The organism is Nocardia sienata NBRC 100364, from assembly GCF_001613205.1.
GTDB classification, from domain to species: Bacteria; Actinomycetota; Actinomycetes; order Mycobacteriales; family Mycobacteriaceae; genus Nocardia; species Nocardia sienata.
In genome coordinates this window covers 195,300-217,158 of record NZ_BDBX01000021.1, presented here as the reverse complement: position 1 = coordinate 217,158, position 21,859 = coordinate 195,300, and the positions used below count along the sequence as shown (strand labels likewise).

The window sequence follows — 21,859 nt, the reverse complement described above, 5'->3', positions numbered from 1 at the left end:
GTCAGGCGTCGGGGGCGTCCGGGTACCGCCGAACCCGGTGCGGTGCAGGCGCGCCGGGGTGTCGCTCGGCCGGAAGGGCGCCGGATGCGTGATGGTTGGGCGGGTGCTCGTCGGGTAGCTCACGCAGTCCGTTGGCGACCCGTTCCAGGATTGTGGGGTCTGTGCATCGGGTGACCTGCCACAGCCGCAGAGTTGCGGCCATGGCTCGGTTGGTGGTCCGGATGGGCAGCGGCGGACGCTGTTCGGGCATGGTCTGACCTCGCAAGTTCGATGATTTGAACACGGACGTCTATCTCGGGCCGGAAAAGCGGAGCTTGTTCAGAACGAGCGTTTACCCCTCATAAACACAGGATCCCGCGAGACCCGTCGAAGTTGAGGGGGTATAAACACGACCTTACGGCCGCTGCGGGTTTGCTGTCAAGCGCCTCTAAACTCCACGGTGTGGATGGAGCCGGCGAGTTCGACGAGGTCCGTAGCGATCCGGACCCGGTGCGCCGTGGTCAGCGGGCCACCGAACTGATCACGCTGTACCAGCAGCGAGCCATCGAGCTGGCGCGGCTCCGCAAAGAGGCGATCGAGGAAGCGCATCGGGCCGGTCTCAGTTTCACCGAGGTCGCGAAGTTGCTCGGGGTGACGAAAGGCCGGATCAGCCAGATCAGGACGAGCGCTCCGCCGGCCGAACGCGCGTTCTTCGGTGTCGGCCCGGTAGCGGTCGGGATTCCCCGGCCGGCCGAAAACGAGGACACGCGCGAACATATGCACTTCGACGTGAGTTATCAGCACACCCAGCAGCAGGTCGAGATCGACCTTACTCGCCTGTCGTTGGCGTCCACGCGATTCGAGATCGAGCCCGACACCGAGGATGTCCCGGCCGGTGACGCCGTGGTGATCTGCGAGCCGGAGGCGGCCCCGGTGGCGCGGCGCCTGCTCGCCGCCGACAAGGCCCTGCGTTTCGAGAACATCGACAACACCTGGTAGCTCGTCGACAGAGCTTCCGGGCGTCGGTACGGCTCTCCGTTCCGTGCCGACAGCACGAACCGGATCGATATCGGCTATCTCGCCCGGCAGGTGGCCGACGGCCGGGTCATCGTCCATATCGCCGGGGTGACGGGCGTCGGATCCCTGGGCATCGCGCATTGGCTTACCGGCCACGTATCCGAGATCTACGAGCGATCGGCCCGGTTCACCAGCGCGGTGATCGAATGCAGCTTCGATGCCGACCTGTCGATCACCGGGAGCCGGATCGTCGCGGGGCCGTTCACCTCCCGGGAATGAGCCGACGGAGATCCCGCGGCCGAGCGGACTCATCTCGGTATCCGGCCGGCGCTCAGCGATCGGGACGGCCCGCCAGGCGTATCAGGGTCTGGCGGCCGGTTGCCACATGGGTCGACTGCTCGCCGTCCACGGCGTGGACATCCAGCGAGCACACCGCGATGGTCCGCCCGGTGCGCACGACCCGCCCCCGTGCGACCAGTCGCTCGCCGCGCGCGGGAGCGAGCAGATTGACGCTGTAATCCACGGTCAGGACCGAATCGGCGGTATCGAAGGTCGACAGGGCCGCGTAGCCGCCGGCCGTATCGGCGATCGCGCCGGTGGCGCCGGCGTGGAAGTAGCCGTGCTGCTGGGTGAGTGTGGGTGCGTGATCGAGGGTGATCTCGACGTGGCCCGGCTCGATCGTGGACAGGCGGGCGCCGAGATGTGCCATCAGCCCCTGACGTGCAAAGCTGTCCGTGATGTGCGCGCGCATCCGCGGATCGAGGGTGCTCACGCCCGGGCCGCCGCGGCCGGGGTATCGGGCAGGCGGAACACCCGCCGGGCGGTGCCGGCGAGGAAATCGGCACGCAGTTCCGCGTCCCAGCCCAAGCTCGTCAGGTCCCGCAGTGCCCGGCCCGGATCGATCATCGGCCAGTTCGTGCCGAACATGACGCGGCGGCGGCCCAGCGTTCGGGCGTAGTCGAGGAACGCCGCGGGCAGCCGGTCGAGCGCATAGGCGGAGGTGTCGACGTAGAAGTTCGGGAATTTGACCGTGAGCGTGACGACTTCGTCCAGCCACGGGAATCCCACATGACCACCCACCACCACCAGATCCGGGAAATCGAGCAGGACCCGCTCCAGGTACGGGATGGGCCGGCCGGTTTCCGAGGTCTTCAACGGTCCGGTGTGCCCGATCTGGGTGCACAGCGGTACGCCCGCCTCGACGCACGCGGTGTAGACGGGGTAGTAGAGCCGATGATCCGGCGGTAGCTCCCACAACCAGGGGACGACCCGGACGCCCACGAAGACGTCGCCGGCCAGGTCGCGGACGGTCCGCGCGGCACGCACGGGGTCGCGGAGGTCGACTCCGAGCAGGCCGCGGAATCTGCCGGGTGCGTGCTCGACGGCGGCCCGCACCTCGTCGTTGGTGATCAGGGCGCCGCCGGGCCCGTACCAGGCCGACAGCAGCGCGAGATCCACTCCGGCGGCGTCCATCCGCGCGAGCGTCCGGTCGATCCCGGGGGCCATGTCCGCGGGGTCCTTACCGGTCCAGCGCAGCAGGGTGGCCAGCCAGGGCTCGCGGGCCATTCGGGGGCCCACCTGCTGGGCCCAGACGTCGATCGCGCCCATGGACAGCTCCTTCCGGAAGGATATACTTCACTATCAAAGTATTGAGAGGTGGACAGGATGGCAAGGGACCCGTACCGATTGGTCGGCCGGATCCAGCAGGTGGCTCATTCGCTGCGCAAGAAGTCCGACCACCTGCTGATCGACAGTGCCGGCGTCACCACGGCCCAGGCCGGGATCCTTTCCGTCATCGCCGACGATCCGGGCTGTTCCCAGCGTGATATCGCCCGGCGCCTGCGGCTCGGCGAATCCGCCGTGGTCGCCGCGATGGGGCGCCTACGCGGTGCCGGCCTGGTCGAGCGGCGGGTGAGCGATCAGGATCCCCGGGCGGTCGCCCTGTTCCTCACTGCCCGCGGGCGGGAGACGATCGGCCGGGCCCAGGAGACCTACGGGGTGCTCAACGGTCTCGTTCTGGACGCCCTGGGCGTCGACGGCCGGGCGCGGTTCGCCGAATTGCTGGATGCCCTCGATTCGGCGGTCGCGTCGCTTCCGACCCGGCCGGACGAGGCGGGTTCGCCCGGCCGGACGTGAGGTCGCCGGTCGCAGCGGTCAGGCCGGGGCCGGAGCGGGTTCGGTGCGCCGGGAGCGGGCGAACAGGAAGGTGGCGAGGGCCGCGGGGATGTTCATGAGGAAGCCGTAGACCGCGCCGGGAACCGCCATGGTCTCGTTGCCCAGTACGGTCACCGCGATGGTGATGGCCAGGGCCGCGTTGTGCACGCCGATCTCCATACCGGCGGCGATCGCGTCCGCCCGCTCCACTCCGAACGCGCGCGGTACCGCGTAACCGATGAGCAGGCTGCACACGCACAGCAGCAGGGCGATGGCGCCCAGCTGCCCGACATGCTCGGTGAAGGCATCGAATTCCGAGACCAGGGCCGCGACGACCACCAGTGCCAGCACCGCCGCGGCGGCGATCTTGACGGTGGTGTGCATCCGCAGGGCCCAGGCGGCGAAGAGGCGCCGCACCGTCATACCGAGCACTACCGGGACCAGGACCAGGGCGAAGACCTGAAGGAACTTGCCGGGTTGCAGGCCGATACCCGTGCCGTCGTCCAGGAACACCGAGTAGGACAGCCCCACCACGATCGGCAGCGTGAAGACGGCGAGCACGGAGTTCACCGCCGTCAGCGTGATGTTCAAGGCGACATTGCCGCCGGCGATATGGCTGAACAGATTCGCCGAGGTGCCGCCGGGTGAGGCGGCCAGCAGCATCATGCCCACCGCCAGCGCGCCGTCGAGGCCGAACAGTCGCACCAGACCGAAACAGAGGGCGGGCAGCACGATCAGCTGACAGGTCAATGCGATCAGCGCCGCCTTGGGAAAGCGTGCCACTCGGGCGAAGTCGCCGACGGTGAGGGTGAGTCCCAGCCCGAACATGACGATTCCCAGTGCCAGCGGCAGCGCGATCGCGAAAAGCGTTGACCCCATGTGTCATCCTTCCGACGGCCGAGTGTCGCCCGGGGCCTCGGGTCCCGTCAAGCGGGAGGGCTCGACCCGGGCGGCGCCTGGTCGTTCGCCGGTGGCCTCCGCGACCGCGGCCTCGTAGGCGAGGAGGGTGTCGACGACCATGCGGCGCTGCGCGGGAGTCAACGGCGCCAGGGCCGCGCGCCACGCGTATGCGCCGGGGGAGAGCCACTCGGAGATGGCCGGTCTGCTCGCGGGGCCGATATCGATGATGCGGCGCCGGCGATCGGCGGCGTCCTCGTGGCGGACCAGTACCTCTTTGCGGCTCAGGTCGCTCACGATGAGGCTCACCGTCGTGGGTGCGACACCGAGCCGGCCGGCCAGTTGTGAGACCGTCTGCGGGCCGTCGAGCAGGAGCAGCGCCAGCAGCGACAGATGTCGCGGAGCCAGGTCGAACGACTGCAGCTCCGCCGGCGGGCGCATTCGCTTTGCCCGGCCGACCAGACGCGGCATCAGGAGCAGCAGCTCCCGGACGGTGTCGTCCGCGGAGTCGGGTGTTGACACCTGACAACCTCCGATTTACCTTTGCTTACAAATATGATTTGTTATTGATCTATCCTAAGGGGCTCCGATGCCGCATCTGACTGTGCACGTCCTGGAACGTGACCTCGCGGGCCGGGAGCCCTGGCTGATCGACAGGCTGACCGACGCGGTCGTCGAGGTCTACGGCGACTGGGCCCGGACCATCGTGGACATCCGGCTGATCGGTCTACCCGACGGCCGCTGGGCGATCGGCGGTGTGCCTGTGGCGAAGTCGGCGCCGAGCGTGACCTTCGGCATCAAAGAGGCGGCGTTCGAACGGGCGGACGGGCCGCAGATCGTGTCCCGCCTCATATCCGGAGTGACCGACGCGGTCGTCTCGGTGTTCGGTGAAGAGGTCCGGTCGGGTGTGACCGTCGAGTTCGTGGGGACGCCGGCCGGCCGCACCGGTATCGGTGGGGTACTGGCTGCGCACTAGCCGTGGACGCGTCGCGAGTCGCGGGGGAACTCGGCGGCAGGGCATTCGGTGATCGCCGGCCTCGGGCTCCCGCCCCGCGAACCCCGGCGGGTCAGCTCTGCCCGCCGAGCACCTCGCCGATCGGGACCGGCGGCAGCGCGCGGACCAGTGTCATCACCGTCGTGCAGTACGCGGTGCGCAGGGGTTCCCACTGGTTGGTGTTGCAGACGTAGTTGCCCATCTTGTCGTAGTGCGAGGAATGGCCCTTGTACGACCAGGTGAGGCCGTCCTCGGAGGGGCTCCACGGGCACTGGTTCGGCGGCAGGCCGGTGCACGGACCCTCCACCCCCCACGGTCCGACCGGATAGGCCATGGCCTGCGGTGCGCCGGTGAAGGTCAGGGCCGCGAGTGCGGCCGCGCCGGTGAGCAGGTATCGGACGGTCGATTTCACAGCACTCTCCTTCGGTGTGCGGGTCCGGGAACCCGATTGCCTCTCCTATCGCCGCGATCGGGTCCGTGTTAGCCGGGTGACCGAAAGTGTTGCCGCGAAAGTTTTTTCAGGACTCTGCCCGTGTCGGTTGTGCGGGTCGGAGCCGGTCGGGCGGAGAGCGCCGGATCCGATGTGTCCGCCCGTGTTTTCGGTCCGTGCGCCGGCTCCGGCCCGCAGGGCCGGGGTCGTTCGGTCGTGCGCGCCGGGGGTCTTGCGAAATAGTAAACATGTGCCTATTGTATGCGAATGTTTACTTATATGACGCTCATCGACCTCACCACCGTGCGAGCCGGCTCGTGACCGCCGCCTCGCCGTTCTCGGAGGGCACGGTGCTCATGCCGTGGAAGCCGGGCCCCGGTGCCGACTCCGCCGGGACGGTGTTCGTCAGCGTGACCGATTTCCTGGCGACATCGGAGAAGGAAGTCCAGCAGATCTACCGGGAGGGACTCGAACTGGGCGAGACCTGGCCGGTGCTGCAGGGCGCGGTGGGAGTGTGGCTCTGGGGCCGGCCCGCGCAGCTGCGCGGTGGTTCCATCTCCGTATGGGACAGCGAGCGGGATATGCGGCGCTTCGTGCGATGGCCGGTGCACGCCCGGATCATGCGGGCCTGGCGGGGCCGGGTCCGGGTCGTCACCGACTCGTGGCAGGCCGACCGTTTCGATATCGAAAGTGTCTGGGCGCGTGCCGCGCGGACCATCGAAGGTCCCCATCGCGGCGGACGGAGCGGGGACGCGTCCGCGTCACCCGAGGAAAATCGGCGGTGACGGCGGGAATTTCACCGGCAGTGCGGTGAGTGACCGGTGGAAGGGCCCCGGTCGCCAGGCGGGCCCCTCGGGGGCATCCAGTTCGAGTTCGGGAAGCGCGTCCAGCAGCAGGTCGATGGCGTCCTGGGCGACCAGGTAGGCCGGAGTCTGCGCCGGGCAGGTCCGCTGGCCCAGGCCCCAGGACAGGTGGGAGCGGTTGCCGCGGTGGTCGTCGGAGCGTATGGAGGGGTCGTGGTTGCAGGCGGCGATGCTGATGACGACGGGTTGGTGGGCGGGGAGCCAGACGTCGTCGATCAGAATCGGCTGGCGGGGGTAGGTGATGAGGAAATTGGCCATGGGCGGGTTGTCGAACAGCGCTTCGTCGAGGGCGTCGCGGGTGGAGAGGCTGCCGCCGAGCACATTTCCGCCGAAACGTTCCTCGGTGAGGATGAGCAGCAGCGCGTTCGCCACGAGGTTCTGCTGTAGCTCGATCACCGCCCCGTACAGACCCGCCAGCTGATGGACCATTTCGTCCTCGTCCAGTGCGGCGGGGTGTTGTAGTAGCCGCGAGGTGACGTCGTCTCCGGGCTCGGCCCGTTTGAGCGCGACCAGTTCGGCCAGTGCGGCATTGATCATCTGGTTGCCGGCACCGGCGTCGATCCCTTCGAACATGGCGGCCATACCGGCGGCGACCTGCTGCCCGATCTCGGGTGGGCAACCGAGCAGGGTGTTGCAGACCCCGAAGGCGAGCGGGAAGGTGTACTGCATCAGCAAATCGGCTCGGCCGGTCTCGCAGAAGGAGTTGATCAGGGGCATCGCGATCTGCTCCACCGACGCGCGGAGTCCGTGCAGATCCACCTCCGCGAGCGCGGCCAGATTCGCCGACCGGTAACGCTGCTGGTCGATTCCGGTGCTACGGGCCGGCACCGGCCGCCATTCCATGATCGGCAGTACGGGGCAGCCGGCGGGCATGCTCTGCTGCCAGGTCCGGGGGTCGGCGGGGAAGTGTTCGTGGTCGTTGAGGATGCGGACGGCGGTCCGATGTTCGATGACCAGGGTCGCGGGCACATCGGGTGCGAGATCCACGGGTACCATCGAGCGGTGTTCACGGCGCATCTGCTGGAACACCCGGTGCGGGTCCGCGGCGAATTCGGCCGAGTAGAGGGGGATGCGCGGGCCGCCGTCGGCGAAGGGCGAACCGTGAACGGCACGGGGTGGGGTGTGGGTATCGGGATGAGAGGTGCTCACAGTGACTCCGTAGTTTCGCAGTGGTCGACGAGAGGCCCGAGTGCGGTCCTGTCATTGCGACCCGCTCGGGCACGATACGCGACCGGGCCGCCGAAGATGTTGCGGCCGAATTCGTTTTGCGCATACGCGACATCGCGCCGTGCTGCTCTGTCCATGGGGTACCGGTCGTGCTGTTCGGTCCTCGGTGGCGGTGTGCCCGGGCGGGGACGCGGCGGATCGTTCGGGTGGGCGTGCGGAATATCAGCGGAATGTGAACGGGGGTGACGGCGGGAATTTCACCGGCAGTGCGGTGAGTGACCGGTGGAAGGGGCCGGGGCGCCAGGTAGGGCCCTCGGGTGGCAGATCGGCCTCGAGTTCGGGAAGCGCGTCCAGTAGTTGGTCGATGGCGTCCTGGGCGACCAGGTAGGCCAGTGTCTGCGCCGGGCAGTTGCGCTGGCCCAGGCCCCAGGACAGGTGGGAGCGGTTGCCGCGGTGGTCGTCGGAGCGGATGGAGGGGTCGTGGTTGCAGGCGGCGATGCTGATGACGACGGGTTGGTGGGCGGGGAGCCAGACGTCGTCGATCAGAATCGGCTGGCGGGGGTAGGTGATGAGGAAATTGGCCATGGGCGGGTTGTCGAAAAGGACCTCGTCGAGGGCGTCGCGGGTGGAGAGGCTGCCGTCGAGCACGTTTCCGCCGAAACGTTCGTCGGTGAGGATGAGCAGCAGAGTGTTGGCGATGAGATTCTGCTGCAGTTCGATGCCCGCGCCGTAATGGCTTGTCACCTGGTGGATCATCTCCTCCTCGTCCAGTTCGGCGGGATGATCGAGCAGTAGCGAGGTGACATCGTTGCCCGGTTCGGTTCGTTTGAGCGCCACCAGTTCTGCCAGGGCCGCGCCGATCATCCGGTTACCCTCGTCGGCGTCCACACCTTCGAACATCGCGGCCATACCGGCGGCGACGCGCCGGCCGATCTCGGGTGGGCAACCGAGCAGGGTGTTGCAGACCTCGAAGGCGAGCGGGAAGGCGTACTGCACCAGTAGATCGGCTCGCCCGGTTTGGCAGAAGGCACTGATCAGCGGTACGGCGATCTCCTCGACCGCGGAGCGGATGGCGTGCAGGTCGATCGCGGCCAGCGCCGCGACATTGGCCTCCCGGTAACGCTGCTGGTCGATTCCGGTGCTGCGTGCCGCGATCGGGCGCCATTCCATGATCGGCAGTACGGGGCAGTCGGCGGGCATGCGCTGCTGCCAGGCACGCGGGTCGGCGGGAAAGTGCTCGTGGTCGTTGAGGATGCGGACTGCGGCCCGGTGGTCGATCACCAGGGTCGCGGGGACGTCGGGAGCCAGATCGACCGGCACCATCGCCCGGTGTTCGCGGCGCATCTGCTGGAACACCCGGTGGGGATCCTCGGCGAATTCGGGTGCGTAGAGGGGGACGCGGGGGCCGTCGTCGGTGAAAGGTGAGCCGGGTGCGGTGTGGGTATCGGGCGGTGGCGTGCTCAAGGATTACTCCAGACTGGTCGTGATATGCCGAGACCTTCCGAGCGGTCGGTCCGTCGTCTCGGCATGAGGTAGCACCCTACTGGAGATGATCGTGAATTACCTTGCGCCACATGGTGTTCGATGGCCATGCCGCGAGGTGATGCAGGTCGCGCGGGCGGCGGCGTACGGCCGCGGGTATGCGCGCTCGGTGGGCGTTGCCTACAGGCGCGGCGCGCCCGATGATCCAGGAGAACACTACGGTCGTTGGGCGTGGTCCGCCAGGTGAGTCCGCGGTCGCCCTCGGGACACAGCGATAGTCGGCGCCAGCCGCGTTCGGACCGTGCGCGGCGCGCGGTGCGGACGGTCCGCGGGCATCGGACCGGCCCTCGTCGTGGCGCGAGGCCCGGCGAGTCCCACGCGTAGCCGCTCGAGCGTGTGGGCCGCGGCGGCCGGATCCGACCGGTCCGGCTCGGGCTACACAGTTCCCCGACGGCTGCGGTGGTGGATCGAATCCGGGGTTTGCGGCGCGCGGCCGCCGGGCTGACAATGGGACGAGCCGGCACGCCGTTGAGCTGGCGAAACGACTACGCGAAACGACTACAGAGGGCGGCCGCGAAGTTGTCCGGAGGGCGCGACCTGCCGTAAGCGGTTCCAGGTTCCGATCGACCTCGAGGAGCAGACGATGACGCAGTTCGCGCCCGACCTCAAGGGCAAGCACAGAGCGATGTGGGCCTCCGGCGACTACCCCCGGGTGGCCGCCGATGTGATTCCCGGACTCGGCAGGAGGCTGGTCGCCGCCTGCGGTATCGGACCCGGGCAGCGGGTACTCGATATCGCCGCCGGCGCCGGGAACGCGGCGATACCGGCGGCCGAGGCGGGTGCCGAGGTCGTCGCAAGCGACCTCACCCCCGAACTCTTCGAGGCCGGCCGCCGCAATGCCGCTGCCGCGGGTGTGGAGCTCACCTGGGAACAGGCCGACGCCGAAGCCCTGCCCTACGACTCCGGCGCCTTCGACGCCGTCCTCTCCTGCGTCGGGGTGATGTTCGCGCCGTTTCATCGGACCGCCGCCGACGAGCTGGTCCGGGTCACCCGAGCGGGCGGGACGATCGGCCTGATCAACTGGACACCGGAAGGTTTCATCGGCCGGATGTTCGCGGTGATGAAGCCGTATGCCCCCGCCCCGCCGCCCGGCGCGCAGCCGCCGCCGCTGTGGGGTGAGGAAGCGCATGTCACGGAATTGCTCGGGGACCGGGTGACCCGCCTGGAGCTGCGCCGGGAGCGTGCTGTTGTCGAGTGCTTCGCCGACGGCACCGCCTTCCGTGACTTCTTCAAGGCCAACTACGGTCCCCTGGTCACCGTGTACAGAACGCTCGCCGACGAGCCGGACCGGGCCGCGCGGCTGGATCGGGAACTGGCCGATCTCGGCGCCGCGCACGACCTGGGCAACGGCCGGATGGAATGGGAGTATCTGCTGGTGACCGCGCATCGTGACTGACCACGCGCCGATCGGCTCCGGAACGGGATTTTCCGGAGCCGGTCGCGGGTTGTACCCGGGGCAGGACAAGCGGAAGACCGAGGAGGAAGCGTGACCGAAACGCGCAAGGCGATCCTGGCCGGCGGATGCTTCTGGGGTATGCAGGAGCTGATCCGTAAGCAGCCCGGGGTCGTATCGACGCGCGTCGGCTACACCGGCGGGCGCAACGACCACCCCACCTACCGCAACCATCCGGGACACGCGGAGGCCGTGGAGATCGTCTACGACCCGGCGCAGACCGACTACCGGGCGCTGCTGGAGTTCTTCTTCCAGATCCACGATCCGACCACCAAGGATCGTCAGGGCAACGATATCGGCAGCAGCTACCGCTCGGAGATCTTCTATCTCGACGACGAACAGAAGCGCGAGGCGCTGGCCACCATCGTCGACGTCGAGGATTCGGGATTGTGGCCGGGCAAGGTCGTCACCGAGGTGACACCCGCGCCGGAATTCTGGGAGGCCGAACCCGAGCACCAGGATTATCTGCAGCACTTCCCCAACGGCTACACCTGCCACTTCCCGCGGCCGGGGTGGAAGTTGCCGCGGCGGCAGACCACCGCACAGTAGGTCTCGGGGTATCACCGCGGCCGCGCCGCTTCGGTTCGCGGCCCGGCCGCGGTGATGAGTAGTGTCGGGCGAGTGAGTGGTTGGGCGCGCCGTAGGTTCCGGAAAATAGGGCGATTCGATCGCGCGGTGGGCGGCGCGGTGGCGGAACTGCCCGCCTCCCGACTGGACGCGGGCTTGCTGCGACTGACCGGCAGCGCCGACCACAGTGTCCTGTGGATGGCCTGTGCGGGGCTGCTGGCCGTACGCCAGGGCGCCACCCGGCGGGCGGGGTTGCGCGGGGTGGTCTCGGTGGCCGGCGCCAGTTTCGTGGCCAATCTCGTGCTCAAGCCGATTTTCGCGCGCCGCCGTCCGGCGGCGGAACTGATGCCGGAGTACCGCCGGCTGTCCCCGCCCCCGTCCTCGTCGTCGTTTCCTTCCGGGCACAGCGCCAGCGCCGCGGCCTTCGCGACCGCGGTCGCGATGGAGAGTCCGCGGACCGCGCTGGCCGTCGCGCCGCTGGCCGCGGCGGTCGCCTACTCCCGGGTGCACACGGGAGTGCACTGGGGCTCGGATGTCCTCGTCGGCGCGGCAGTGGGCTCCGGGATCGCGCTGGCCACCCGGCGCTGGTGGCCGGTACGTGAATCCGATGAGGCGCGGGCCCGGCTGGTCCGCGAGGCGCCCGTGCTCGCCGAGGGCAAGGGGCTCGTCGTCATCGTGAACCCGGTATCCGGTGACGCCAACTACGACCCCACCGACGATATCGCCGCGGCTCTGCCGGCCGCGGTGGTGCTGCGCACCCGGCCCGATGTCGACTGCGCCGAACTTCTCGCGCAGGCCATTGCCGAGCAGCCGGAACCGGTCGCGGCCCTCGGGGTGGCCGGCGGCGACGGGACCGTCGCCGCGGTGGCCGCGGTCGCCCTGCGCCGCGGGTTGCCGCTGGTGGTGATCCCGACCGGCACGCTCAACCACTTCGCCCGCGATCTCGGTGTCTACGATCTGCTCGAAGTCGTCGACGCCACCGGGGTCGGGGAAGCCGTCGCGGTCGATATCGCCGGGGTCCAGTACGGTGACACCAACGAGGTGCAGACCCGGCACCTGATCAATACCTTCAGCCTCGGTTCCTATCCGGACCTGGTCCGGTTGCGTGAGAAGTGGCAGTCGCGGTGGGGGAAGTGGCCGGCGTTCGCGGCGGCGCTCGTGGTCACCCTGCACCGCGCCGAACCGATCGAGATCTACCTCGACGACCACTGGCAGCGGGTGTGGTTCCTCTTCGTCGGTAACGGGCCCTACCATCCGCACGGCGCCGTACCGGCGTTCCGGGACCGGCTCGATTCCGGCCTGCTCGACGTCCGCTGGTTGCGCGCCGATCTGCGCTGGTCCCGTACCCGGGCGGTGGTGGCGCTGCTGTTGGCCGCCATCGGGCACAGCCGGGTCTACGGAGAACGGCAACTGTCGGAGCTGTTCGTGTACCTACCCCGGCCCGAACCGCTCGCCGCCGACGGTGAAGTGTTCGGCAGCGCCACCCACCTGCGCTTCTCGGTGGCGGGCCAGCTCACGGTGTACCGGCGCGACGAATCGAATCCGCTCTGGGCCAACCGCAGCCGTCCGCATCACCGCCGGGCCCCGTGGCTGCCCGAGGTGTTCCGTTTCCGCTGAGCGGTCCGGGCGAGCCTTCGGGCTCCCTGCCCGGGGCCAGCGGTCGGAGCCGGTGCCGGGCGGTTGCCCGAGGCCGCTGCCGGCTCCCCGATACAAGGTGTCGATGAGTGGTGCACCGGTACGGGGTCATCCGGCGGCGGGTGAACCGGTGCCGCCGTCCGACCGCGCCAGGGGCCGTTCCGGTAGCCGCCTGGTACCGAACAGCGCGATGACGGCCAGCAGCGCCGTCGCCGCGAACGCCGTGTGCAGCGCGTCCAGGCGGGCCGATGTATTGACCGAGACGACCGAATCGGCGGTGGGTCCGTCCACTCCGGCGGCGGCGAGTGCGTCGCGCAACTGGGTGTCGGACAAGAACGGGACGCCGTCGGCCAGCACGGTGGTGGCCTGCTGCTGGACGGAGGCCGGCACCGCGGGATTGTTCTCGATCCCCTCGGTGACCGACGAGGTCAACGTGGCGATCAGGATGGAGCCGATCAGCGCGGTGCCCAGCGACGCGCCGAGGTAGGTGGCGGTGTTCTGCAACCCACCTACCTCGGCACTGCGTGATTCGGGCACCGCGGAGACGGTCACCGCACCCAGTTGCGACGCCAGCGCACCCAGGCCCGCGCCCATCAGCAGCATCGGGATCGCGACCACGCGCGCGTCGGCTCCGGGGTCCATTCCGCCGGCCAGCAGCAGTATCCCGATGGTCATGGAGAGCAGGCCCAGGCGGACCACGCGCCGCGGACCCACCCGCGGCGCGAATTTCGGGATGCCGACGGCCGTCACGATCAACGCGACCGACAGCGGTAGCAGGCGGGCGCCGGTTCCGAGAGCGCTGAGCTGGAGGACCACCGAGAGGAACAGCGGGACGGTGAAGAACACCCCGGCCTGTACCGCGAACTGGGCGAAGAACATACCCAGACCGCCGGTGAGCTGCCGGTTGCCCAGTAGCTCCGGATCGAACAGCGGTTCGCGCCCGGTGCGTACACAGACGGCCAGCCGTTCGCGGAGCAGGTACAGGACGAGCAGGCCACCGAGCAGCAGCCAGATCACCGGTGACAGGCCGAACACGGCGGGTGCGCCGGGCCGCTCCTGTACCCAGCCCCATTCGCTCGAGCGGAGTACCCCGTAGACGATCATCGCCAGGCCGCATATCGACAGCGCCGAACCGAGGTAGTCGAGGTGGGCCTGTTCGGCGGAGGTGTCGTTCAGCTTGCGTAACAGCAAGAGGATCGCGACGACCAGGACCACCTCGCCGAAGAAGACGAGCCGCCAGGAGGCGTAGGTCGTCACCGCGCCACCCAACAGCGGCCCCACCGCGATCGCCGCGGCGGCCGCGGCGGCGATGAGACCGTAGGCCGCGGTCCGGCGTTCGGCCGGGATGTTCGCGGCAACCAGGGCCACGATCGCCGGCATGATCAATGCCGCGCCGATCCCCTCGAGCAGCGACCAGCCCACCAGCAGGACGCCGAGATTCGGCGCGAGACCGGTGACGAACGACCCCAGGCCGTACACCACCAGGCCGATCCCGAAGACGCGCCGGCGGCCGGCTATCGCGCCGATCTTCCCGCCGGTGATCATCAGCGACGCCATCACCAGCGTGTAGAGGGTTATGGCGGTCTGGATGCCGGTGATGCTCGTCCCGAGGTCCTGCGCCACGGTCGCCATGGATACGTTCATCACCGAACTGTCCAGAGCCATCAAAAACTGGCCCGCGCACAGCACGGCCAGCACCAGTCCGGAACCGGATCGCGCCGGCGGCGCCTCGGGTCGCCCTGTACTCATCGGGTGACGTAGGCGGCCGCTACTGCGACGAGTTGAAGTCGATCATCCAGGGGATGGAGAACTTGTCGGTGAGCATGCCGAACAGTTCGGTCCACTCCGTCTCGGCGAGATGCATATCCACCGACCCGCCCTCGCTCAGCGCACCGAACACCCGCTCCGCTTCGTCGCGGTCGCCGACCTCGAGGCAGACGGTGAAGTTCGGCCGTTGCGGGACCTCGACGCTGCGGCCGGGCGGGCAATCCGAGCCCATCAGTATCTGGCCGGATCCGGCCAGAGGCAGCGCCGTATGCGCCACCAGGCTCTTCGCCTCGTCCGGGAGGTTCGCGCCCTCGCTCATATCGCCGAACCGGATCAGCTGGAGCTCGCCGCCGAACACCGACTGGTAGAAGGTGAACGCCTCCTCGGCGTTGCCGTTGAACATGAGATACGCGTTGACGGACTTCACGGGTCTCCTCCTCTGGTGATGCGGATGTGCGGGTGTGTGACCAGGGGGAACGCGCCACGGCCCGCCGCCGCCGGGCACGGTGGCCGGCGCGGGACCGATCGGCCGAGCCTAGCCCGCGCGGCCCGGTGTCGGGGCAGATCCCGCCCAGACGCGGAGTGGTTTCGTGCCGCGCCCGATATCCCGTCACCTCGCGGGGACCGGGGCGGGCACCCGACCCGCCCGGGTGGCCCGCCGTGCGCCGGATCCGGCGTCCGCCGAGTGATACTCGGGGTTGCTGCCCGCCCGGGCGGTGCCACGTCCGGCTCGAATGCTGGTGGAGGTTTCCATGGCATTGACGCACCCGTCTCGGCCCGGCGGCTCGGACCGGGACGATATCGCGGTGAATCCGGTGTTCACCCGGGAGCCGGTCGAGGTGCCCCGCAACCGGCTGCCCGCCGGGGAACTGGACAGTGATACCGCCTACCAGATCGTGCACGACGAACTGCTGCTCGACGGCAACGCCCGGCTCAACCTCGCCACCTTCGTCACCACCTGGATGGAGCCCGCGGCGCAGGTCCTGATGAGCGAATGCTTCGACAAGAACATGATCGACAAGGACGAGTACCCGCGTACCGCCGAACTGGAGCAGCGCTGTGTGCGGATCCTGGCCGATCTGTGGCACGCCGCCGACCCCGACCATGCCGTCGGGTGTTCGACCACCGGCTCCAGCGAGGCGTGCATGCTGGCCGGACTGGCCATGAAGCGACGATGGCAACTACGGCGCCGGGCCGCCGGGCAGTCGGCCGCGCGGCCCAATCTGGTGATGGGGATCAATGTCCAGGTGTGCTGGGAGAAGTTCGCCGAGTACTGGGACGTGGAGCCGCGCGTGGTGCCGATGTCCGGGGAGCGGTTCCACCTCACCGCCGCGGAGGCGGCGGCCCGCTGCGACGAGAACACGATCGGAGTGGTGGCGATCCTGGGGTCCACCTTCGACGGCAGCTACGAACCGGTCGCCGAGATCTGCGCGGCGCTGGACCGGTTACAGGCCGAGCGCGGCTGGGATATCCCGGTGCATGTGGACGGTGCGTCGGGCGCCATGATCGCCCCGTTCTGTGATCCCGAACTGGAATGGGACTTCCGGCAACCCCGGGTCACCTCGATCAACACCTCCGGACACAAATACGGGCTGATCTACCCGGGGGTGGGCTGGGTGCTGTGGCGTGACGCCGACGCGCTACCGGACGCCCTGGTGTTCCGGGTGAACTATCTCGGCGGGGAGATGCCGACCTTCGCGCTGAACTTCTCCCGGCCCGGTGCGCAGGTGGTTGCCCAGTACTACACATTCCTGCGGCTCGGGCACCGCGGCTACGCGCGGGTGCAGGGCTACTGCCGCGAGGTCGCGTCCGCGCTGGCCGACCGGATCGCGCGGCTGGGCCCGTTCCGGCTGATCACCGACGGCCGGCAGTTGCCCGTCTTCGCCTTCACACTGGCCGAGGGCGAGACCGGGTATTCGGTGTTCGACGTCTCGGCGGCGCTGCGGGAACAGGGCTGGCTGGTACCCGCCTACACCTTCCCGGCCGACCGGGAGGATCTGGCGGTGCTGCGCGTGGTGGTCCGCAACGGTTTCAGCCACGATCTCGCCGACCTGCTGATCGAGGCGCTGCAGCGCGCGCTGCCGCGGTTGCGGGCCCAGCAGGCGCCGGAGCGTGGCGCCGAGGCCGCGTCGTTCTCGCACGGGGCGGATATCCGCCCGCACCGGGCGGGTGTCGGGCCGGCGGGTTCGTGACAGAGCGGAACCGGCCGGCACAGTCGCCGTGGCCGGCCGGTTCCGCTGACTCGGGCCGGGCCTGCCCGAGGTCTATCGACACCTGATCTATGTGCCGTTATTCAGGTATCAGAAGGCGCTGCCGGTGCCGGGCAGGAAGGGCAAACCGAAACCGTGGCGGTGGTGGCCGCGATCCCAGTTGTTGTGCCGGCCGTGATCCCAGCCCCGGTCCCAGCCCCGGTCCCAGCCGCGGTCGTGCCGGTTGCGGCCGCGGTTCCAGTCGACCGGGTTGTCGTGCCGACCGTGCCAGCTGTGGTCGTGCCGGCCGTGCCACCCGCGATCGCCGTAGCCGTGACCGTGGCGGCCGGGACGGCTCACATCCTGGACCTCGATGCCCGTGGTATCGGTGACCACCGGCGCGCCGTTGTCGGCGAGCGCCGGTGCGGCGGTGAGGGCCAGCGGGGCCAGGGCGATCGCGGCGGTGGCCGCGATCCGGACGGCGAGTCGGCGGGTGCGTGCGTTTCGGTGCATGATTCGTCCTCGGTCGTAGTGCCGCCCGGGGGCGGTGGCGGAAGCAGTTGCACTGGAGGAGTGCGGCTTTGCTTTGATGCCTAGACCGTACCGTTAAACAACGGCGCATTCAATAGGTGTTCGTTAATTGGGGCTGACAAATACCGTGAGCAGTGGCTTCCGCGCCCCGCACCGGGTCTATTCGACGGCGCTCGGCCTCGGCCCGACCGTGGACGCGAGTTGATCGAGCCGGAGCACACAGCGGGTGCGGCTGTAGATGGTCGGCATACATTCGTTGCAGTGCACACAGGCGGACTCGGTGCTCGCGTCGGAGCGGATGCGGTGCAACAGATCCGGCTCGCGCAACAGAGCGCGGCCCATGGCGACGAAATCGAACCCCTCCGCCATCGCCAGATCCATCGACTCCCGGTCGCTGATACCGCCCAGCAGCACCAGCGGCATGGTCAGCTCCCGGCGGAACTGCCGGGCGCGTTCGAGCAGATACGTTTTCTCGTACGGGTATTCGCGCAGGAACGCCTTCCCGACCAGCCGGAAGCCCCACCGGGCCGGTCCTGGAAGAGTTTTCGCGAACTCGCGGCGCGGTGCGGCGCCGTGGAAGAGCAGCATCGGGTTCAGCAGTGAGCTACCCGCTGTCAACTCCAGCGCGTCGAGCGCGCCGTCGGCCTCCAGCCACGCGGCCACCTGTAGTGATTCCGGCAGGGTGAGGCCGCCGCGGACGCCGTCCTCCATATTCAGTTTCGCGGTGACCGCGATCCGGTCGCCGACCGCCTCGCGCACCCGGCGGGCGATATCGCGGGCCAGCCGCGCCCGGTTCTCGAGCGGGCCGCCGTAGCGGTCCTTGCGCCGGTTGAGCAGCGGGCTCAGAAACGAACTCACCAGATAGTTGTGCCCGAAATGTATTTCCACCGCGTCGAATCCGGACTCGATCGCCAGCAGTGCCGCATCGGCGTGGGCGATGACGAGGTCGTGGATCTCGGCCGCGTCGGGCACCTTCATCGGGCTCATCCCGAGGGGACTGAACATCCGGCTCGGCGCCAGCGCGGGCAGGCGATTGGATGCGGAATTGGCCACCGGCCCCGCGTGGCCGATCTGCGCGCTGGCCGCCGCGCCTTCGGCGTGGACGGCATCGGTGAGCCGGCGCAGGCCCGGCACCGCCTCGGGGCGCATATAGATCTGGTGGCGGTCGGTGCGGCCGCCGGGCGCGACCGCGCAGTAGGCGACGGTTGTCATCCCGACGCCGCCCGCGGCGACCTCCCGGTGGAATTCGACCAGGTCGTCGGTGACCAGCGCGTCCGGGGTGCGTCCTTCGAAGGTCGCGGCCTTGATCACCCGGTTGCGCAGAGTGAGCGGTCCCAGCGGGGCGGGGGCGAATACATCGGTCACTATATGTCTCCTGTCGGTGCGGTCAGACCGGCCGCGACGAAAGTGCGCAGGGTGGCCACGGCCTGTGGGCTCAGGGCCCGGTCCTCGGCGGCCGCGCGGCCGAATCGCATGATGATGAGGTCGAACGCGAGCATCCAGCGGCGCCGGCTCTCCTGTTCGCCCACCCCGGGCAGCAGGTCCGCCCATGAGTCGATCCGGAACCACTGCTGCTGCCACGGGCCCACCCGGCGGTCGATCACGCATTGCGCGAGCAGTCGCAGGTGCAGCCGGCCCAGCGGGTCGGCTGCCAGGTCGGTGAACGGAGTGAGGACCGTGTCGACGAGATCGGCCACGGGTCCGGGGGCGGCGGTGACCTCGGTGAGGCGGTCGGCCCACAGCGCCCCGAGGCGTTCTTCGAGCAGGGCCGCGACCAGGGCTTCCTTGGATCCGAAGTGGTAGTGGACGGCGGCGGGGTTCGCTCCGGCCACGGTGCAGATGCGGCGCACCGAGACGTCGTCGTAGCGCTCGGTGAGCAGCAGTCGTTCGGCGGCCGTGAGCAGGCGTTCGCGGGTCGCGGCCGAGACTCGCTGGGGCATGTGGCCAGTGAACCACCGCACAGGCCCTTTTTCAATCATTGATTGAAATACTGTTTGAAAACACTGATGGACGCACTCGAGGGCAGTCGTTATCCGATCGCAAACGGCTGCGCGGGCCACGCGCCCACCGCGGCGGCCCGGCCCTGCTCTACTGGTTCGGGTAGTCAGCTCCGGTTGTCCGAAATGCCCTCGCTCGATCGACAAGGAGAAGACGTTGGCCCTCGAGATCCGCGCAGTGACAGTGCTGGGCACCGGGGTGCTCGGTTCCCAGATCGCCTTCCAGACCGCCTACCACGGATTCCGCGTCCAGGCATACGACATCGACGACAAGGCACTCGACGCGGCGCGCGAACGTTTCGCCGGACTCGCCGCCACCTATCGCGACGAGGTGATGGGTGCGACCGACGAGCTCACCGAACAGACCCGCGCGGGTATCGGCCTGACCACCGATCTCGGCGCCGCGGTTGCCGAGGCCGATCTGGTGATCGAAGCGGTCCCCGAAGTGCTCGACATCAAACGGCAGATCTACCGGAAGCTGGGCGAGCTGGCTCCGGATCCCGCGATATTCGCCACCAACTCCTCGACCCTGCTGCCCAGCGATATGGCCGATTTCACCGGCCGTCCGGACAAATTCCTGGCCCTGCACTTCGCCAACCAGGTGTGGAAGTTCAACACCGCCGAGGTGATGGGCACCGATCGGACCGATCCCGCGGTGTTCCGCGCGGTCGTCGAGTTCGCCCCCGCCATCGGCATGGTGCCGATCGAGGTGCACAAGGAGAAGTCCGGCTATGTGCTGAACTCGCTGCTGGTGCCGTTTCTGAACTCCGCCGTCGAACTCGCCGCCGGCGATTACGCCGAACCGGAGGCGGTCGACAAGACCTGGCGGATCGCCACCGGGGCACCCATGGGCCCGTTCCAGATCCTCGATATCGTCGGTCTCGCCACGCCCTACAACATCCTGAGCAGCAATGCCGAAACCGAGGATCTCGCACGCTGGTTGAAGGAGAACTACATCGACAAGGGCAAGCTCGGTGTGGCCACCGGGGAGGGGTTCTACAAGTATTCCTGATCCCGCGAGCCGGCAGCCCGGACGAACCGGTGCGACCGGCCGGCGGGCCCCGCTCGGCCGCCTGTGTGCCCGGCGTATCGCCGGGCACACAGGCCGGGAGTGGACGGCGGTTCTGAATGGAACACCTCGTCCGCCTCGCGGATCATTCGTGCGCGGCCGACCAACTGCCGGGCCACCAGGGGTTCGATCCCGGTCTCGGCGACCACGTTCTACGGCTCGCTACCAGCTTTACTGTGCGGCGAGGAGAGCGGCGGTCGCGAGCGCGAACGCGAAGTAGGCTCCCGGGAAGGCGATGTTGTAGTAGACACGCGCTCGCAGATGGGTGATGAGGGCGCCCGCGAAGAACAGCACCAGGCCGATCGCCGCGGCGAGCCCCAGCGTTCTCATGCCGAAGAGCCCGAGCAGCACGCCGGTCGCGCCGGCGAGCTTGAGCGTGGCCAGCCACGGCACCCAGCCGGGCGGTACGCCGACCTCGGCGGAATTGGCCATGACGAATGGCGCGCGGGCGAAATCGGCCAGCGCCATACCGGCATTGGCCACGACGGTGACGAGGGCGACGATGAGATAGGTGGTGTGCACGGCGTGACCTCCTGTTCGATGTGGGGTGTGCCCCGCGCCCGCTACGGTGACGGGCGGATAGATGTGACGCCCGGTCGAAGGTGATGCGGCGGTTGCGGAATCCAGCCTCGCGGGCCCCGGCGCAACGGGCCAATACCTGCATCCATAACCTGTCGGAATGGATGTGGACACCCGGTTGCTCCGCTACTTCGCCGCGGTGGCGGCGGAGGGAAACCTGACCCGTGCCGCCGCGCGGCTCTATGTTTCCCAACCGGCGCTGACCAAACAGATCAGGCAGCTGGAGAATCTGCTCGGTGTCGAACTCTTCGTGCGCTCACGGGCGGGGATGGCGCTCACCCCGGCCGGCGAAGCGCTGACCGGACGGGTACCGGCGCTCCTCACCGAATGGGATTCGGCGCTCCGGGAAGCCCGGCAGGCGGCGGGCCGCGCGGCGCGGGTGTTGCGGGTCGGCTTCCTGGCCAGCGCGGCCAACGAGGCCACCCCGCGGATCATCGCCGAGTTCGCCCGCCGGCAACCCGGCTGGCGGGTGGATATGCGCCAGGCGTCCTGGGGCGACCCGACCGGAGGTCTCGCCGATGGAGAGGTGGATATCGCCCTGGTCCGGCTCCCGTTCCCCGGCCAGGACCGGCTGCGGGTCCGGGAACTGTTCAGCGAACCGCGCTGGGTCGCCCTGGCCTGCGCGCATCCGTTGGCCGAACGAGAATCGATCGAGTTCACCGACCTGCTGGACGAGCCGTTCGTCGCGGCCCCCGCCGAAACCGGTACCTGGCGGGATTACTGGCTCGGAGTCGACGAACGCGCGGGCCGGACGCCACGGATCGGTGCGGTGACCGATCAACCCGACGAATGGCTGAGCGCGATCGCCAACGGTTACGGGATCGCGCTCGCACCGGAGTCGAGCGCCCGGTTCTATGCCCGGCCCGGTATCACGTACCGCCCGGTGACCGGTGTGGCGCCGAGCCGGGTCGGTGTCGGGTGGAGGGCGGAGTCGGAATCGAATCCGGTGGTGCGGGCGTTCGCCGATTGCTGTACCGAGCGGGGCGCTGAGAACAACTGACGCTTCGGCCGCCGCCCGGACGGCCGCGG

The 21,859-nt window shown here is 68.9% G+C and carries 25 protein-coding genes; 11 read left to right on the top strand and 14 right to left on the bottom strand.

Annotated elements, in window-relative coordinates; all coding sequences use genetic code 11:
• Window position 1 precedes the first annotated feature (1 nt).
• Window positions 2-250, bottom strand: a complete 249-nt coding sequence (locus tag NS4_RS14045; RefSeq protein WP_063059945.1) for a hypothetical protein — start codon at window positions 248-250, stop codon at window positions 2-4.
• Window positions 251-441: 191 nt separating this feature from the next.
• Between NS4_RS14045 and NS4_RS33385 the strand changes: the two genes are divergently transcribed.
• Both NS4_RS33385 and NS4_RS33380 read left to right on the top strand, forming a co-directional pair.
• Window positions 442-978 carry a hypothetical protein gene (locus NS4_RS33385; protein ID WP_245665378.1) on the top strand — a complete coding sequence of 179 codons (537 nt, stop codon included), beginning with the start codon at window positions 442-444 and terminating at the stop codon, window positions 976-978.
• Between the two features lie 90 nt (window positions 979-1,068).
• On the top strand, window positions 1,069-1,275 hold the full coding sequence (locus NS4_RS33380) for a hypothetical protein (RefSeq protein ID WP_245665376.1): 207 nt from the start codon (window positions 1,069-1,071) through the stop codon (window positions 1,273-1,275).
• 52 nt (window positions 1,276-1,327) lie between these two features.
• On the opposite strand, the gene NS4_RS14035 is transcribed toward NS4_RS33380, so the two are convergent.
• Both NS4_RS14035 and NS4_RS14030 read right to left on the bottom strand, forming a co-directional pair.
• Window positions 1,328-1,768, bottom strand: a complete 441-nt coding sequence (locus tag NS4_RS14035) for a PaaI family thioesterase (protein ID WP_245665374.1) — start codon at window positions 1,766-1,768, stop codon at window positions 1,328-1,330.
• A complete protein-coding gene (locus tag NS4_RS14030; protein WP_063059944.1) occupies window positions 1,765-2,604 on the bottom strand; it encodes an amidohydrolase family protein in 840 nt (279 codons plus the stop codon). The genes NS4_RS14035 and NS4_RS14030 overlap by 4 nt, the downstream gene beginning before the upstream one ends.
• Window positions 2,605-2,661: 57 nt before the next feature.
• Here NS4_RS14030 and NS4_RS14025 point away from each other — a divergent pair, with 57 nt between their 5' ends.
• A complete protein-coding gene (locus tag NS4_RS14025) occupies window positions 2,662-3,132 on the top strand; it encodes a MarR family winged helix-turn-helix transcriptional regulator (protein ID WP_157106035.1) in 471 nt (156 codons plus the stop codon).
• A gap of 18 nt (window positions 3,133-3,150) precedes the next feature.
• On the opposite strand, the gene NS4_RS14020 is transcribed toward NS4_RS14025, so the two are convergent.
• Window positions 3,151-4,029 carry a bile acid:sodium symporter family protein gene (locus tag NS4_RS14020; protein ID WP_063059942.1) on the bottom strand — a complete coding sequence of 293 codons (879 nt, stop codon included), beginning with the start codon at window positions 4,027-4,029 and terminating at the stop codon, window positions 3,151-3,153.
• 3 nt (window positions 4,030-4,032) lie between these two features.
• Window positions 4,033-4,569, bottom strand: coding sequence for a MarR family winged helix-turn-helix transcriptional regulator (locus tag NS4_RS14015; protein ID WP_245665372.1), 537 nt, complete (start codon window positions 4,567-4,569; stop codon window positions 4,033-4,035).
• A 67-nt stretch (window positions 4,570-4,636) separates the two neighbouring features.
• Between NS4_RS14015 and NS4_RS14010 the strand changes: the two genes are divergently transcribed.
• The gene (locus NS4_RS14010; RefSeq protein WP_063059941.1) at window positions 4,637-5,023 is read left to right on the top strand and encodes a tautomerase family protein; all 387 of its coding nucleotides are present in this window, start codon (window positions 4,637-4,639) and stop codon (window positions 5,021-5,023) included.
• Between the two features lie 91 nt (window positions 5,024-5,114).
• Here NS4_RS14010 and NS4_RS14005 read toward each other — a convergent pair whose 3' ends face one another.
• Window positions 5,115-5,453, bottom strand: a complete 339-nt coding sequence (locus tag NS4_RS14005; protein WP_063059940.1) for a hypothetical protein — start codon at window positions 5,451-5,453, stop codon at window positions 5,115-5,117.
• Window positions 5,454-5,788: 335 nt separating this feature from the next.
• On the opposite strand from NS4_RS14005, the gene NS4_RS14000 reads away from it, so the two are divergent.
• Complete coding sequence (locus tag NS4_RS14000; protein ID WP_063059939.1) at window positions 5,789-6,256, top strand: hypothetical protein; 468 nt, start codon at window positions 5,789-5,791, stop codon at window positions 6,254-6,256.
• Here NS4_RS14000 and NS4_RS13995 read toward each other — a convergent pair.
• Together NS4_RS13995 and NS4_RS13990 are read right to left on the bottom strand one after the other, a co-directional pair.
• Window positions 6,233-7,483, bottom strand: coding sequence for a cytochrome P450 family protein (locus NS4_RS13995; protein ID WP_063059938.1), 1,251 nt, complete (start codon window positions 7,481-7,483; stop codon window positions 6,233-6,235). The genes NS4_RS14000 and NS4_RS13995 overlap by 24 nt on opposite strands.
• A 240-nt stretch (window positions 7,484-7,723) precedes the next feature.
• On the bottom strand, window positions 7,724-8,965 hold the full coding sequence (locus NS4_RS13990) for a cytochrome P450 family protein (protein WP_063059937.1): 1,242 nt from the start codon (window positions 8,963-8,965) through the stop codon (window positions 7,724-7,726).
• Between the two features lie 661 nt (window positions 8,966-9,626).
• On the opposite strand from NS4_RS13990, the gene NS4_RS13985 reads away from it, so the two are divergent.
• The 3 genes from NS4_RS13985 (at window position 9,627) to NS4_RS13975 (ending at window position 12,680) form a co-directional block, all read left to right on the top strand.
• Window positions 9,627-10,439, top strand: a complete 813-nt coding sequence (locus tag NS4_RS13985; protein ID WP_063059936.1) for a class I SAM-dependent methyltransferase — start codon at window positions 9,627-9,629, stop codon at window positions 10,437-10,439.
• A 138-nt stretch (window positions 10,440-10,577) separates the two neighbouring features.
• Window positions 10,578-11,045, top strand: a complete 468-nt coding sequence (msrA, locus tag NS4_RS13980) for a peptide-methionine (S)-S-oxide reductase MsrA (RefSeq protein ID WP_439955786.1) — start codon at window positions 10,578-10,580, stop codon at window positions 11,043-11,045.
• Window positions 11,046-11,171: 126 nt separating this feature from the next.
• On the top strand, window positions 11,172-12,680 hold the full coding sequence (locus NS4_RS13975; protein ID WP_245665370.1) for a bifunctional phosphatase PAP2/diacylglycerol kinase family protein: 1,509 nt from the start codon (window positions 11,172-11,174) through the stop codon (window positions 12,678-12,680).
• A 126-nt stretch (window positions 12,681-12,806) separates the two neighbouring features.
• Here NS4_RS13975 and NS4_RS13970 read toward each other — a convergent pair whose 3' ends face one another.
• Window positions 12,807-14,447 (bottom strand): MFS transporter, encoded by a 1,641-nt coding sequence (locus tag NS4_RS13970; RefSeq protein ID WP_063059933.1) that lies wholly within the window; start codon window positions 14,445-14,447, stop codon window positions 12,807-12,809.
• Between the two features lie 19 nt (window positions 14,448-14,466).
• Window positions 14,467-14,892 (bottom strand): VOC family protein, encoded by a 426-nt coding sequence (locus NS4_RS13965; protein ID WP_063059932.1) that lies wholly within the window; start codon window positions 14,890-14,892, stop codon window positions 14,467-14,469.
• A gap of 325 nt (window positions 14,893-15,217) precedes the next feature.
• Here NS4_RS13965 and gad point away from each other — a divergent pair, with 325 nt between their 5' ends.
• Window positions 15,218-16,657, top strand: a complete 1,440-nt coding sequence (gad, locus tag NS4_RS13960) for a glutamate decarboxylase (protein ID WP_063059991.1) — start codon at window positions 15,218-15,220, stop codon at window positions 16,655-16,657.
• Between the two features lie 108 nt (window positions 16,658-16,765).
• Here the strand turns inward: gad and NS4_RS13955 are convergent, their stop codons facing one another.
• The 3 genes from NS4_RS13955 to NS4_RS13945 form a co-directional block, all read right to left on the bottom strand.
• On the bottom strand, window positions 16,766-17,167 hold the full coding sequence (locus NS4_RS13955) for a hypothetical protein (RefSeq protein ID WP_063059931.1): 402 nt from the start codon (window positions 17,165-17,167) through the stop codon (window positions 16,766-16,768).
• Between the two features lie 177 nt (window positions 17,168-17,344).
• Window positions 17,345-18,550 (bottom strand): NADH:flavin oxidoreductase, encoded by a 1,206-nt coding sequence (locus tag NS4_RS13950; protein WP_063059930.1) that lies wholly within the window; start codon window positions 18,548-18,550, stop codon window positions 17,345-17,347.
• Window positions 18,550-19,125 (bottom strand): TetR/AcrR family transcriptional regulator, encoded by a 576-nt coding sequence (locus NS4_RS13945; protein WP_063059929.1) that lies wholly within the window; start codon window positions 19,123-19,125, stop codon window positions 18,550-18,552. Before NS4_RS13945 ends, NS4_RS13950 begins: the two co-directional genes overlap by 1 nt.
• 214 nt (window positions 19,126-19,339) lie before the next feature.
• On the opposite strand from NS4_RS13945, the gene NS4_RS13940 reads away from it, so the two are divergent.
• Window positions 19,340-20,194: a 3-hydroxyacyl-CoA dehydrogenase gene (locus tag NS4_RS13940; RefSeq protein WP_063059928.1), complete on the top strand. Its 855-nt coding sequence runs from the start codon at window positions 19,340-19,342 to the stop codon at window positions 20,192-20,194.
• Window positions 20,195-20,422: 228 nt separating this feature from the next.
• Here NS4_RS13940 and NS4_RS13930 read toward each other — a convergent pair whose 3' ends face one another.
• Window positions 20,423-20,773, bottom strand: coding sequence for a DoxX family protein (locus NS4_RS13930; protein WP_063059926.1), 351 nt, complete (start codon window positions 20,771-20,773; stop codon window positions 20,423-20,425).
• Window positions 20,774-20,930: 157 nt separating this feature from the next.
• Here NS4_RS13930 and NS4_RS13925 point away from each other — a divergent pair, with 157 nt between their 5' ends.
• Complete coding sequence (locus tag NS4_RS13925; protein WP_063059925.1) at window positions 20,931-21,830, top strand: LysR family transcriptional regulator; 900 nt, start codon at window positions 20,931-20,933, stop codon at window positions 21,828-21,830.
• Window positions 21,831-21,859: the final 29 nt, after the last annotated feature.

Bases quoted from the DNA above. Each gene is read 5' to 3' on its own strand.
- NS4_RS14045 (WP_063059945.1), bottom strand. From the start codon at position 250: ATGCCCGAACAGCGTCCGCCGCTGCCCATCCGGACCACCAACCGAGCC.
- NS4_RS14030 (WP_063059944.1), bottom strand. From the start codon at position 2,604: ATGGGCGCGATCGACGTCTGGGCCCAGCAGGTGGGCCCCCGAATGGCC.
- NS4_RS14025 (WP_157106035.1), top strand. From the start codon at position 2,662: ATGGCAAGGGACCCGTACCGATTGGTCGGCCGGATCCAGCAGGTGGCT.
- NS4_RS14020 (WP_063059942.1), bottom strand. From the start codon at position 4,029: ATGGGGTCAACGCTTTTCGCGATCGCGCTGCCGCTGGCACTGGGAATC.
- NS4_RS14010 (WP_063059941.1), top strand. From the start codon at position 4,637: ATGCCGCATCTGACTGTGCACGTCCTGGAACGTGACCTCGCGGGCCGG.
- NS4_RS13985 (WP_063059936.1), top strand. From the start codon at position 9,627: ATGACGCAGTTCGCGCCCGACCTCAAGGGCAAGCACAGAGCGATGTGG.
- msrA (WP_439955786.1), top strand. From the start codon at position 10,578: ATGCAGGAGCTGATCCGTAAGCAGCCCGGGGTCGTATCGACGCGCGTC.
- NS4_RS13970 (WP_063059933.1), bottom strand. From the start codon at position 14,447: ATGAGTACAGGGCGACCCGAGGCGCCGCCGGCGCGATCCGGTTCCGGA.
- gad (WP_063059991.1), top strand. From the start codon at position 15,218: ATGGCATTGACGCACCCGTCTCGGCCCGGCGGCTCGGACCGGGACGAT.
- NS4_RS13955 (WP_063059931.1), bottom strand. From the start codon at position 17,167: ATGCACCGAAACGCACGCACCCGCCGACTCGCCGTCCGGATCGCGGCC.
- NS4_RS13945 (WP_063059929.1), bottom strand. From the start codon at position 19,125: ATGCCCCAGCGAGTCTCGGCCGCGACCCGCGAACGCCTGCTCACGGCC.
- NS4_RS13925 (WP_063059925.1), top strand. From the start codon at position 20,931: ATGGATGTGGACACCCGGTTGCTCCGCTACTTCGCCGCGGTGGCGGCG.